Raw genomic sequence first — 13,018 nt, forward strand, 5'->3', positions numbered from 1 at the left:
TCTAGCGACGCTTACGGGCTAAGAAGATGGGGCGGCCGCTTGATGCGACCGCCCCACTTTTCGGCCTGACACGCTAACCGTCCTCACCTCCCCGCGCTCCCCCGTCGGTGCGCGGATCTGACGATGAAGGCGCAGTCAGGCTCCCCCTATCCTCTGAATTCTCCGGCTCGATTATCGGAGCGATCGGATCCACTTGCGCCACGAGCGGATCCTTCTGCTCATTGGCAGGCTCCATCAGGGCCCCAGGATCGTTCGCAGGCAATGCCCCGCCCGCCGGTCCTTGCTGTGGCTCCATGAAATAGAAGACGCCGAGAATGGCGGCGCCGAAAATGACGGTGTAAATCCAGTTCTTGCTGCCCTGGTACCAGCTGTCGATCATGGCCGGCAGGCCGAAGATGACGAAGCGGCAGAGCGAGAAGCCGATCACAGCCGCAATGGCGCCAAGCGCCCAGAGATGCATCGTCTTCGCGTCGAGGCCCGACTGGCCGGCGTCGACGAGCAAGAGCTGAGCCTGGCTCGCGCCAGCGTTGAACGCGGCCCAAACCGCGCCCGTGGCAAGCGCTATCAAAAAGACATAGCGAAGCACCATGTCGCAACCGAACTCCCCCGCTTTTGAGACAAGTTAGAGAGCGGCGCGTAAAGAAAGCGGTAAGGGGTAAGGTTAAGCAGGCGTGAACGGCGCGGCGCGGAAGCAGCCGCTGGGTCAGGCGGCCTTCCACTTGATGGAGCAGCCCATGGAGGGGATTTGCTCCTTAGGCCCGTGCCCGCTCTCGGCAACGAGCTTCATGGCCTCGAACAGGTCGCGGCGCACGTCTGGGCTCGCGGCTTCCTTCCGGCTTGCATCGAGCCTGCCGCGATATTGCAGCTCAAGGTCTGCATTAAAGCCGAAGAAGTCCGGAGTGCACGCGGCATCGTAGGCGCGGGCGATGTCCTGGCTCTCATCGTAAAGATAGGGAAACGTGAACGCATGAACCTCGGCAAACCGCTTCATGTTGGCGAAGGAGTCGTCCGGGTAATGCTCGGCATCGTTGGAAGAAATCGCAACGGCGCTCACGCCAAATCCCCGAAGCTCGTTCACGTCGCGCACCACGCGGTCGATCACGGCCTTCACATAGGGGCAGTGATTGCAGATGAACATCACGAGCGTACCGTTCGGGCCGCTCAGATCGGCGAGGCGATAGGCGTTGCCGTCGACGCCCGGCAGCGTAAAGGGCGGCGCGTTCCAGCCGAAGTTGCAAATGGGTGTCTCTTCCGCCATGCGCCGCTCCTGTTCGCAAATCTGTCACGGCACCGCACTAGTTTCGGCGCCAGGGTCATTGGGAATTGATTGGGATATGGCGAGAATAGGTGGTCTCTGCAACAGGGCGGCAGCGTTCGAGGCCCATGACGACGTGCCCCGCAGCCCCGAGGCTGGGGAAACACTCGGTGACGTCATCGCCCAGCGCTTCAGCCGGCGCGATCTCATGCGCGGGACGTTGGGCGCGGCCGCGCCGCCGCCTTGTTCGGCCCGAGCGCGTTCACGAGCGGCGGCGCCAGGGCCGGAACGGCGGTGGAGCGCTTCGATTTTACCGAACTCGCAGCAGGCAATAACGAGACCCATCACGTCGCCCCCGGTTATCGCGCGCAGGTCTTGCTCAGATGGGGCGATCCGATTTTCGCCGATGCGCCCGACTTCAACCCGTCCGGCCAAAGCGCCACCGTGCAGCTGGAGCAGTTCGGCTACAATAACGACTACATCGCCTTCTTCCCGCTCGACGACAGCGGCAGGCGCGGGCTGCTTTGCGTCAATCACGAATATACCAACGAGGAGGTGATGTTCCCCGGCATCGACGAGCGCCAGGACCTGTCCGGCTTCGAGAAGATGACCGCCAAACTCGTCGACATCGAGATGGCGGCGCACGGGGTTAGCATTGTCGAGATCGCCCGCAACGGGGACGACTGGGCGCCCGTTCTGGACAGCCGATACAACCGGCGTCTCAGCGCAAGCAGCACAGAGATGACGGCGGACGGCCCTGCTGCAGGGGACGCGCGGCTGAAGACCAGCGCCGATCCGATCGGCACGCGCATCGTCGGCACCTTGAACAATTGTGCCGGCGGCAAGACCCCGTGAGGCACCTACCTCACCGCGGAAGAGAACTTTTCACGGCTATTTCTGGAGCAGTGCCTGCGTGCCCGGCGGCGCTCGCCCGAAGGGCCTCGGGGGAGATCAGGCGGCAAGCTACAAGCGTTACGGCGTTCCCGGCCTGTGGCAGGCCTGGGGCAAATTCCAAGACCGCTTCAATGTCGACAAGGAGCCGAACGAGCCGAACCGCTTTGGCTGGATCGTGGAGATCGATCCGCTCGATCCTAACTCCGTGCCGGCGAAGCGCACCGCGCTCGGCCGCTTCTGCCACGAAGGCGCGGAGACGGTCGTGAATAAGGATGGCCGCGTCGTGGTCTATTGCGGTGACGACGGACGCGGCGAGTATGTCTATCGCTTCGTCTCCGAGGGACGCTACGACCCTAACAATCGCGACGCCAACAAAAGCCTCTTGTCGAAAGGCACCCTCTCCGTCGCGCGTTTCGACGCGGACGGCAGCATGGCCTGGCTGCTGCTCGAGTTCGGCCGCCAATGGCTGACGCCGGAGTTCGGCTTCAAATCGCAGGCCGACGTGGTGATCGACGCGCGGATCGCCGCCGATCTTCTCGGAGCGACGCGTATGGACCGGCCCGAAGACGTGCAGCCAAACGAGGTCAATGGCTGCGTCTATGTCCTCCTCACCAACAACACAAAGCGCAAGAGCGACGAGGTCAACGCGGCGAACCCGCGGGCGGATAACGCCTTCGGGCACATTATCGAGATGACGCCGCCCGGTGGCGACCATGCCGCCGACAGCTTCGCCTGGGATATTCTCGTGCGCTGCAGCGACCCCGCTAACGCCAAAGTCGGCGCGCTGTGGAATCCAGCCACATCCAAGAATGGCTGGTTCGCCTCGCCCGACAATGCCTGCGTCGACAATAAAGGCCGGCTCTGGATCGCGACCGACCAGGGCGAAAACTGGCCGCGCACCGGCCGCTCGGACGGCCTCTACGCGCTCGAGACCCAAGGCCCCTCGCGCGGCACGCCGAAGCTCTTCTTCCGCGCGCCCATCGGTGCGTAACTCTGCGGCCCCTGCTTCACGCCGGACGGCGAAACGCTCTTTCTTGCGGTGCAGCACCCCGGCGCCGACGGCGCGGAGTCCTATATCGGCTTCGGGCATGCCTCGACGTTCAAAGACCCGGTGACTCGCTGGCCCGATTTCAAGGACGGCGTGCCGCCACGGCCTTCCGTGCTCGCCATCACCAAGACCGGCGGCGGCAAAATCGCCTGAAACGGGCTTCTTGAAAAAACCGTGCCTGCGTGCGACCTAGCAGGCAGTTCCACGAGCGTTGATTCTGCTCAAGTCCGGGAAAGCCGCGGGCGCTGGTTTGCGCCCCTTGTTCCGGCAAGAGGTTCCAGGTGTCCAAACGCAAGGTGACGAAAGCGGCGAAAGCGACGGCGCGAGACCTCTTCGCGAAGCTCGATGATGAGCCGCGGAGGCCACCGGCGCGCGGCAACACGCCGGTGGAGCGGCCGCGCGTTCCGGCTGGGCGAAGCGCCGAGGACCGCTATACGGCTGCCGACATCGAGGTGCTGGAGGGCCTGGAGTCGGTGCGCCGGCGCCCGGGCATGTATATCGGCGGTACCGATGCCGCCGCCATGCATCACCTCTTCGCCGAGGCGCTGGATAACTCGATGGATGAAGCCGTGGCGGGGCATGCGAGCCGCATCGAGGTCGAGTACGAGGCCGACGGCTCCCTCACCGTGAGCGACAATGGCCGGGGCATTCCCGTCGATCCGCATCCGAAATTCAAAACGAAATCCGCGCTCGAAGTGATCATGACGACGCTGCATTCGGGCGGGAAGTTCGACGCCAAGGTCTATGAGACGAGCGGCGGCCTGCACGGCGTCGGCATCTCCGTGGTCAACGCGCTGTCGGAAGATCTCGAGGTTGAGGTCGCGCGCGGGCAAAAGCTCTACCGCCAAACCTTCACGCGCGGAACGCCGGACGGTCCGCTGCAGAGCCTCGGCGCGGTCAAGAACCGCCGCGGCACCAAGATCCGCTTCAAGCCCGACCCGAAAATTTTCGCCAAGGGCGCGGCGTTCAGGCCGGAGCAGCTGTTCCGCATGGCGCGCTCCAAGGCCTATCTCTTTCGCGGCGTCGAGATCCGCTGGTCATGCGCGCCGGCCCTGCTGACGGGCGACAAGGCGCCGCCTGCCACCGCCGTGTTTCACTTCCCCGGCGGCCTCAAGGACTTTCTCGCAAGCCGCATCGAAGGCCAGGAGACGGTCACCGCGGATGTGTTTGTCGGCAAGATCGACAAAACCGAAGGGCGCGGCTCGTTGGAGTGGGCCATCTCTTGGCTCGCGCGCGAGGACGGCTTCATCAGTTCCTATTGCAACACCGTGCCGACGCCCGAAGGCGGGACGCACGAAGCGGGGTTGCGCGCCGCCCTGGTCAAAGGCTTGCGCGCCTATGGAGAGCTCACCGGCAACAAGCGCGTGCAACAGATCACCGCCGAGGACGTGCTTGGCACCGCGGGAGCGATGCTCTCTCTCTTCATGCGCGAGCCGGAATTCCAGGGCCAGACCAAGGACAAGCTCTCGAGCCAGGAGGCAACCCGCATCGTCGAGAGCGGGATGCGCGACGCCTTCGATCATTGGCTAACAGGCAACCCGAACCAGGCTGGCCGCCTGCTCGACTGGGTCGTCGACCGCTCCGAGGAGCGCTTGCGGCGCAGGAAGGAGAAGGAGGTCGGGCGGCAGACCGCGACGCGGAAACTCCGCCTCCCCGGCAAGCTCGCGGATTGCTCCGTCAGCGAGGCGACGGGCACAGAGATTTTCATCGTCGAGGGCGATTCCGCCGGCGGCTCGGCGAAGCAGGCACGTGATCGCGCGATCCAGGCCGTGCTGCCGCTCCGGGGCAAGATCCTGAACGTGGCGAGCGCCAGCTCCACGAAGCTCGCCGACAACCAGCTCCTGAGCGACCTCGTCCAGGCACTCGGCTGCGGCACCGGCACGCGCTATCGCGAGGAGGACCTTCGCTATGAGAGGGTCGTGATCATGACCGATGCCGATGTGGACGGCGCGCATATCGCGGCCCTCCTGATCACATTTTTCTATCGCGAGATGAGAGGCCTCATCGAAGGCGGGCATCTCTGTCTCGCCGTGCCGCCGCTCTATCGCTTGAGCCAAGGCGGCAAGACGATCTACGCGCGTGACGACGCCCATAAGGAAGAGGTCCTGCGCAAGGAGTTCAGCGGCAAGGGCAAGGTCGAGGTCAGCCGCTTCAAGGGCCTCGGCGAAATGCCGATGAAGCAGCTCAAAGAGACGACGATGGACCCCAAGGTGCGTACGCTGTTGCGCGTGGATATCGCCGATGACGACCGCATCCTGACCGGCAACGTCGTGGAACAGCTTATGGGCAATAAGCCGGAAGCGCGTTTCCGCTTCATCCAGGAGCGGGCCGAGTTTGCGGCGCCCGAAGAGCTGGATATCTGATTAGAGCCAGCGGGGCACGCGGGCTTTGTAGGCGGCGTACGCCTCTCCGAACTTCCGCTCCAGATAGGCCTCTTCCCGCAGCACGACACCCTGCTGAAGGATCAAGAGCACGGGCACGAGCAGCAACAGCGCCCAGACGCTCGTGAGGGCGATGCTAAGGCCCACATAAACGAGGATGAGGCCGACATAGATGGGATTGCGGGACCTGGCGTAGAGGCCGGTCGTGACGAGCGCCGTGGCCGGCCAATCGGGAACGACACTGGTCCCGGCGCGCTGAAAGCGCTGCGCGGAAAGCACCGCGAGGACAAGGCCGCCGACAATAAGCCCGAGGCCCGCGGCAAGAGTAGCCCCATTGGGCGATGCGAGTGCCGGACCGATGGGAACGGCAAGGCTCAAAAGACAGCCGAGGCCGAGCGCGGCCAGGAAGAGGAGCGGCGGCTTGATTGCGACGTTGGCATGATCTTCATTGCTCATTGATTGGGCCCTTTCGCGGATCGGACGGCTCCCTCCCCGATATCCATCCGATCCCGACGCGCATGCATCACACCCCGTGACAATTAAGCATGTTTCGGTTGCTTGCAGCCATTTGCCCCTTGCACGGGTTAGGAGAGCCCCCTATTTGAATAGGGAATTATTGCGGATGGCCCATTCTACGGTCCCGCAATGTAAAGTAAGCTTGCGCACTGGCTGCGAATCGTTGCAGCAAATTACTTGCGCCCACCAGAAAGAAAGAACGTGCGAGGCGCTTTTCACTCCTCGCAATTTTGCTAACGCATGACATTTTCACAACTTGGCTTAAGCCCAAAAGTTTTAACCGCCGTCACGTCTGCCGGCTTCACGAACCCCACTCCGATCCAACGCCAAGCCATCCCACCCGCTGTCGCAGGCCGCGATGTATTGGGGATCGCGCAAACCGGCACCGGCAAGACGGCATCCTTCGTGCTCCCGATGCTGACGCGTCTTGAGCGCGGCAGGGCCCGAGCGCGCATGCCGCGCTCCCTGATCCTGGAACCGACCCGCGAGCTTGCGGCCCAGGTCGCAGAGCATTTCGATATTCTCGGCAAGAGCCACAAGCTCACTGTCGCTCTCCTCATCGGCGGCGTGTCGTATGAGGAACAGGATCGCAAGCTCGGCCGTGGCGCCGATGTGGTGATCGCGACGCCGGGGCGCCTGCTCGATCACATGCAACGCGGCAAGATCCTGCTCAGCGGCATCGAGATCTTCGTTGTCGACGAAGCCGACCGCATGCTCGACATGGGATTCATTCCCGACATCGAGCGCATCTCCAAACTCCTTCCTTTCACCCGGCAGACGCTGTTCTTCTCCGCGACCATGCCGGCGGAAATTCAACGCCTCGCCGATAAGTTCCTGCACCAGCCCGAGCGTATCGAGATCGAGCCGCAATCCACGGCCGCGACGACCATCGTGCAAAGGCTGAAAAAGGTGCCCGACGATCCGGCCGGCAAACGCGAAGCGCTTCGCGCCCTGATGCGGGAGATCGATGTCAAGAATGCCATCATCTTCTGCAATCGCAAAAAGGACGTCGGTATCATCTATCGTTCCCTTCTGCGGCATGGCTTCAATGTCGGCGCTCTGCACGGCGACATGGACCAGCATCAGCGCACCGCCACGCTCGATGCCTTCCGCAACGGCTCCATTGCGTTTCTTGCGGCGAGCGATGTCGCCGCCCGCGGCCTCGACATCCCGGAGGTCAGCCATATCTTCAATTACGATGTGCCGATCCATCCCGAGGACTATATTCACCGTATCGGCCGCACCGGGCGCGCGGGCTGCGAAGGCTTCGCCGCAACGCTGGTGACGCCGAAGGATGTAAAGGCTATCAAGGCCATCGAGCGTATTCTGCGTCAGGAGATTCAGTCGATCGACGGTCAGCCGGAATGGCCCGCAGACTCCGAATCGTCTTCCGGCCGGTCTGCCGGACGCGGCCCCCGCCGTGGTAAAAGCCCCGGTAAAGGTCCAGCGCGGCCCGAGCAGACTGCAGCAAGCGCCAAGCCGAACGGCAATGGGCACGACTGCATACCATCGAGCCCGCCGAAAGAGATGCGTCCGCAACCACAACGACCCGCTCCGCAGGCGCCTCCCTCTGCTGCCGCCATGCAGGCCCCTGCCGTCCAGCCCCACTGTCAGCCACAGCCGAACAGGCAGGCACAGCCCAGCCGGCAGGCGCAGCCCAACCGTCCGCAAGACCGGACGTCGGAGCGTTCACGCGTGCGCGGCATGGGCGACCATGTCCCCGCCTTCATGACGCGGCCGGTGCGCGTCCCGTAAGGGCGCGACCACTTCACTTCCTGACGTTGATTGCGATTTAAGAGGCTTGCTCTGGCGCTTCGCCGGCGGCCTGCGCGGTTTCGCCCGCTGGCGTCAGCGCGACCGATTCGCCACAGCCGCAGGCACTCGTCTGGTTCGGGTTGTTGAACACGAAGCCAGAGCGCATGCGATCGCTGCGATAGTCCATCTCGGTGCCGAGCAGGAAGAGTACGGCCTTAGGATCGATCAGGAGCTTGACGCCCTTCTCCTCGATGATCTCGTCGAGCGGCGTGGGCGCTTCGGCATATTCCATCACGTATTCCATGCCGGCGCAGCCGCCGTTCTTCACGCCGATGCGCACGCCGGCGCCATCCTTGCCGGACTGCGCCACCAGCGCTCGCAGGCGCTCGGCGGCGGCCTCGGTCAATTGCATCACTTGCGGTCTGGGGCGCATGGTCATGGCTTCGAGTTGGGGCAGTTGAGGGTGCGGTTCAAGTGCTGCACCTAGAACATGTTGAGCGCAAGGCGCGCTTCGTCGGACATGCGGCTCATTTCCCAGGGCGGGTCGAAGGTGAGATTGACCTTCACCTGGCCGACGCCGGGCACTGCCGAGACGGCATTCTGCACCCAGCCCGGCATCTCGCCGGCGACGGGGCAGCCGGGGGCGGTCAGGGTCATGTCGATGGTGAGATTGCGATCGTCGTCGACATCGAGGCGATAGATGAGGCCGAGTTCGTAGATGTCGACCGGGATCTCCGGGTCGAACACCGTCTTCAGAGCGGCAATGAGATCGGTGCGCAGCCGCTCGAGCTCATCCGGCGGAATCGATGACGGCTCGTTGCCAGCGATCGGCGCCGGCGCGGGAGACGCACCGGGCTCGCCCAGGGCAGGCCCATCCGGCGTAGCGGCAGCGGGGCTTGGCATGGCGGCGTCGGCAGCCCTTGCCTCGTCCGTGTCTTGTATCTTTTCCATCATTTCAGCCATGCCTTCAGGCGAACATCTCGTGGGTTTTCTGCAAGGCCTCGACCAGCCTATCGACTTCCTCGAACGTATTATACATGGCGAATGAGGCCCGACATGTCGAGGTCACGCCAAATCGGGCCAAAAGCGGTTCAGCGCAATGGGTGCCGGCGCGGACCGCAATGCCGTGGCGGTCCAAAATCGTGCTCACATCGTGCGGATGGGCCCCCTCGACATTGAAGGAAACGAGGCTCCCCTTCCCCCTGGCGCGGCCGAAAATGGTCAGCCAGTTCATCTCGCCCAGGCGCTGCATGGCATAGGCAATGAGCGCATCCTCATGGGCCGCGATCCTGTCGCGCCCGACGCTCTTGACATAATCGATGGCGGCGCCAAGGCCGATCGCCTGCACGATGGCCGGCGTGCCGGCCTCGAAGCGGTGCGGAGGCTTGGCGTACGTAATCTCTTCCTGGCGCACGAAGCCAATCATCTCGCCGCCGCCCTGATAAGGCGGCATGGCTTCCAAATGCTCTTTCTTGCCGTACAGCACGCCGATGCCGGTCGGGCCATAGAGCTTGTGGCCGGTGAAAGCATAGAAGTCCGCATCGAGGTCCTGGACGTCAACGGGGAAATGCACGGCGGCCTGCGCGCCATCGACCAGCACAGGAATACCGCGGTCATGAGCGAGCTTCACTACCTCCTTCACCGGCACGACGGTGCCAAGCACATTCGACATGTGCGTGATGGCGATCATCTTGGTGCGCGGCGTGATCAGCCTCTCGAACGCATCGAGCTCGAACTCTCCGGCGTCGGTGACGGGCGCCCATTTCAGCACCGCGCCCTGGCGCTCGCGCAAGAAATGCCAGGGCACGATGTTGGAGTGATGCTCCATGATGGTGAGCAGGATCTCATCGCCCGCCTGGATGCGCGGTCCGCCAAAGCTCTGCGCCACGAGGTTGATGGCCTCGGTGGCGTTGCGGGTGAAGATGATCTCGTCGTCGGAGCGCGCGTTGAGGAAGTGGCGCACCTTTTCGCGCGCCTTCTCGAAATTCGCGGTCGACGTGTTGCTCAGATAATGCAGGCCGCGATGGACGTTGGCATATTCCTCGCCGTAAGCCCGCTGAATCGTGTCGAGCACGGGCTTCGGCTTCTGCGCCGAGGCGCCGTTATCCAGATAGATGAGCGGCTTGCCGTGGACTTTGGTCTCAAGGATGGGGAAATCGGCGCGGATCGGCTCCAAATCGTAAGGCACGGGGCTTACCGCCAGCTCGCCCTTGGTCGGCGTCACGATGGTCATCGGTCGCGATCCAATCCTAGTCGAGCTCGACTCCGAGCCATTCGGCTGATGCATGGGCAAGCGCGGTACGCAGCTCCTCGTTCTCGAGCCGCTCCAGAGCTTCGCCCACAAAGGCCTGCACCATAAGCGCACGCGCCTCCGGTTCGGGAATGCCGCGGGCTTCGAGGTAGAATAAGAGGTCCTCATCGATCTGGCCGGAGGTGGCGCCGTGGCCGCAGACCACGTCGTCGGCGAAGATCTCCAGCTCCGGCTTGGAGTCGAACTCCGCGGCTTCCGAGAGCAGCAGCGCTTGCGCCATCTGCTTGCTGTCAGTCTTCTGCGCGCCGGGCGAGACTACAATCTTGCCCTGGAAGACGCCGCGCGACTCGCCATCGAGCACTGCCTTGAACAGCTCGCGGCTCGAGCAATGCGGGACGGCATGCTCCACGAGAATGGTCGTGTCGCAATGCTGCCGGTCGCGCATCATGAAGGCGCCAGAAATGCCTACCGACGAGCCTTCGCCGTCGAAGCGGGCATAGATCTGATTGCGCGACAGGCTCGCACCGAGCGAAAACTGGAAGGCATCGTAGCGGGCGTCGCCGCCGAGGCGCACGAGCCACGTGGAAAGATGGAAGGCTTCGCTGTCTTCACGCTGAAGCTTGTAATGAGTTATTGCGGCCTTATCGCCAACCAAAACCTCGGTGACGGCATTGCGTTGCAGCCCGCGGCCGCCAAGACCGGCATAGCTTTCCAACACCGTGATCGAAGCGCCCGCCTCGGCCACGATGACATTGCGGCTGACGCTGCCGACAGGCTCTCCGCTGCCGTCGAGCTGGATCAGATGCACCGGCTTGTCGACGGTGACGCCTGCGGGAATGCGCAGCACCGCGCCGCCCATCATCAAGGCAGTGTTGAGCGCCAGGATCGCGTCGTCGTCGCGCGCGTTCACCTGCCCTAGAACATCTTTCAGCCAGGACGGCGCGTGCTCGAGAGCCTCGGCAAGGGACAGAACCTCGACACCTGCGGCCTTCAGACCCGGGACGTCCGAGAGTTCGGCGCGAAGCTCGCCCTCGACCACCACGAGGCGATAGGCCGGCATGGCGAGCATATAGGACCCGAGCGCCTGGGTAAGATCTGCGTCCGTGAGCGGCACACCTGTCGCCTGCACAGGGGGCAGAGCGTCGGTGAGACGTGAGCGCAGGTCGGTATATTTCCACGCCTCGATGCGGCGATGCGGGAGGCCGAGGCGGCCATAGGTCTCGATGGCCTTGGTTCTCAGGGCAGAAACCCATTTGTCGCCCGCTCCGGGAAGGCCCTTCTCGGCCGCGACAAACGCGTCGAGATAGGCCTGCTCGGCCTCGGTCCTGAACTGCTTAACCGGCAAATCCATCACGACATCCTTACGCGGCCTTGCCGCCAAATTCGGCATAGCCGGTATTTTCAAGCTCGAGCGCCAGCTCTCGCCCGCCCGAGCGCACGATGCGTCCGGCGGAGAGGACATGCACGCGATCGGGCACGATGTAATTCAGCAAGCGCTGATAATGCGTGATGACGAGCATGGCGCGGTTCGGACCGCGCAACGCATTCACGCCGTCGGCGACGATGCGCACCGCGTCGATATCGAGGCCGGAGTCCGTCTCGTCGAGCACGCAGAGCGAGGGCTCCAAGAGCGCCATCTGCAAAATCTCTTTGCGCTTCTTCTCGCCGCCTGAGAAGCCGACATTCAGCGGCCGCTTCAGCATGTCGGGGTCGATGTTGAGCAGCTTCGCCTTCTCGCGCACCACGCGAAGAAAATCGGGTGTCGAGAGCTCCGCCTCGCCGCGCGCCTTGCGCACCGCGTTCACCGCCGTGCGCAGGAAGGTCATGGTAGCGACGCCGGGGATTTCCATCGGATACTGGAAGGCAAGGAAGACGCCGGCGGCAGCGCGCTCGCTCGGGTCCATGTCGTTCAAGTCCTGACCGTTCCAGGTGATGGAGCCCTCGGTAATCTCGTAGTCGTCCTTGCCGGCGAGCACGTAAGCGAGCGTGGACTTACCAGAGCCGTTCGGGCCCATGATGGCATGCACCTCGCCCGCGGGCAGGGTCAGGTCGACACCTTTCAGGATCTCGCGGCCATCGACATCGACGTGAAGGTTCTTGATCTCAAGCATCACTACTTCTTTCTAACTTCCTGGAATTGAATCCGTTTGAACTAACCCACCGAGCCTTCGAGGCTGATCGAGATGAGCTTTTGCGTCTCGGCCATGAACTCCATGGGCAAATGCTGGAGCACGTCGCGCACGAAGCCGTTCACGATCAAGGCGGTCGCTTCCTCGCCGGAAAGGCCGCGGCTCATGCAGTAGAAGAGCTGATCGTCGGAAATCTTCGAGGTGGTCGCCTCATGCTCGAACGTGGCCGACGCATTCTTGGCCTCGATATAGGGCACGGTATGCGCGCCGCATTTATCGCCGATCAGGAGCGAGTCGCAGTTGGTGTAGTTGCGGGCGTTGGTCGCGCGGCGATGCGCGGAAACGAGGCCGCGATAGGTGTTGTTGGAATGACCGGCGGCGATGCCCTTGGAGATGATACGGCTCGACGTGTCCTTGCCGAGATGGATCATCTTGGTGCCGGAATCGACCTGCTGATAGCCGTTGGAAATGGCGATCGAATAGAACTCGCCGCGTGAGCTGTCCCCGCGCAGAATGCAGCTCGGATATTTCCAGGTGATGGCGGAGCCGGTCTCAACCTGCGTCCACGAGATCTTGGAATTGCGCCCGCGGCAATCGCCACGCTTGGTGACAAAGTTGTAGATGCCGCCCTTGCCGTTCTTGTCGCCGGGATACCAGTTCTGCACCGTCGAGTATTTGATCTCGGCATCATCGAGCGCAACGAGCTCGACCACCGCCGCGTGCAGCTGGGTGGTGTCGCGCATCGGCGCCGTGCAGCCCTCGAGATAGCTGACATACGCACCCTTGTCG

Annotated in this window: 11 protein-coding genes and 1 pseudogene; 3 read left to right on the forward strand and 9 right to left on the reverse strand. The window is 63.4% G+C overall.

Going from position 1 to position 13,018, the window contains the following annotated elements; translation table 11 throughout:
• Window positions 1-73 precede the first annotated feature (73 nt).
• Both ACR2J1_RS02530 and ACR2J1_RS02535 read right to left on the reverse strand, forming a co-directional pair.
• Window positions 74-589 carry a hypothetical protein gene (locus ACR2J1_RS02530; RefSeq protein WP_434017782.1) on the reverse strand — a complete coding sequence of 172 codons (516 nt, stop codon included), beginning with the start codon at window positions 587-589 and terminating at the stop codon, window positions 74-76.
• Between the two features lie 114 nt (window positions 590-703).
• The gene (locus ACR2J1_RS02535) at window positions 704-1,258 is read right to left on the reverse strand and encodes a thioredoxin family protein (RefSeq protein WP_434017783.1); all 555 of its coding nucleotides are present in this window, start codon (window positions 1,256-1,258) and stop codon (window positions 704-706) included.
• Between the two features lie 76 nt (window positions 1,259-1,334).
• Between ACR2J1_RS02535 and ACR2J1_RS02540 the strand changes: the two are divergent.
• Window positions 1,335-3,350: pseudogene (locus ACR2J1_RS02540) on the forward strand (PhoX family protein).
• A gap of 128 nt (window positions 3,351-3,478) precedes the next feature.
• Window positions 3,479-5,560 (forward strand): DNA topoisomerase IV subunit B, encoded by a 2,082-nt coding sequence (parE, locus tag ACR2J1_RS02545; RefSeq protein WP_434017784.1) that lies wholly within the window; start codon window positions 3,479-3,481, stop codon window positions 5,558-5,560.
• Here the strand turns inward: parE and ACR2J1_RS02550 are convergent, their stop codons facing one another.
• Window positions 5,561-6,034, reverse strand: a complete 474-nt coding sequence (locus tag ACR2J1_RS02550) for a methyltransferase family protein (RefSeq protein WP_434017785.1) — start codon at window positions 6,032-6,034, stop codon at window positions 5,561-5,563.
• Between the two features lie 300 nt (window positions 6,035-6,334).
• On the opposite strand from ACR2J1_RS02550, the gene ACR2J1_RS02555 reads away from it, so the two are divergent.
• Window positions 6,335-7,849 carry a DEAD/DEAH box helicase gene (locus ACR2J1_RS02555; RefSeq protein WP_434017786.1) on the forward strand — a complete coding sequence of 505 codons (1,515 nt, stop codon included), beginning with the start codon at window positions 6,335-6,337 and terminating at the stop codon, window positions 7,847-7,849.
• Window positions 7,850-7,886: 37 nt separating this feature from the next.
• Here ACR2J1_RS02555 and ACR2J1_RS02560 read toward each other — a convergent pair whose 3' ends face one another.
• The 6 genes from ACR2J1_RS02560 to ACR2J1_RS02585 form a co-directional block, all read right to left on the reverse strand.
• On the reverse strand, window positions 7,887-8,288 hold the full coding sequence (locus tag ACR2J1_RS02560; RefSeq protein WP_434017787.1) for a HesB/IscA family protein: 402 nt from the start codon (window positions 8,286-8,288) through the stop codon (window positions 7,887-7,889).
• Window positions 8,289-8,332: 44 nt separating this feature from the next.
• A complete protein-coding gene (locus ACR2J1_RS02565; RefSeq protein WP_434017788.1) occupies window positions 8,333-8,812 on the reverse strand; it encodes an SUF system Fe-S cluster assembly protein in 480 nt (159 codons plus the stop codon).
• A gap of 4 nt (window positions 8,813-8,816) precedes the next feature.
• Complete coding sequence (locus tag ACR2J1_RS02570; protein ID WP_434017789.1) at window positions 8,817-10,082, reverse strand: cysteine desulfurase; 1,266 nt, start codon at window positions 10,080-10,082, stop codon at window positions 8,817-8,819.
• 16 nt (window positions 10,083-10,098) lie between these two features.
• Window positions 10,099-11,451, reverse strand: a complete 1,353-nt coding sequence (gene sufD / locus ACR2J1_RS02575; protein ID WP_434017790.1) for a Fe-S cluster assembly protein SufD — start codon at window positions 11,449-11,451, stop codon at window positions 10,099-10,101.
• A gap of 10 nt (window positions 11,452-11,461) precedes the next feature.
• Complete coding sequence (gene sufC, locus ACR2J1_RS02580) at window positions 11,462-12,211, reverse strand: Fe-S cluster assembly ATPase SufC (RefSeq protein WP_434017791.1); 750 nt, start codon at window positions 12,209-12,211, stop codon at window positions 11,462-11,464.
• Between the two features lie 41 nt (window positions 12,212-12,252).
• Window positions 12,253-13,018: SufD family Fe-S cluster assembly protein (locus ACR2J1_RS02585; protein ID WP_434017792.1), on the reverse strand; the 766-nt coding region annotated here is incomplete at its 5' end.

It is taken from the genome of Methyloceanibacter sp. (genome assembly GCF_050999895.1).
Classification (GTDB): domain Bacteria; phylum Pseudomonadota; class Alphaproteobacteria; order Rhizobiales; family Methyloligellaceae; genus Methyloceanibacter.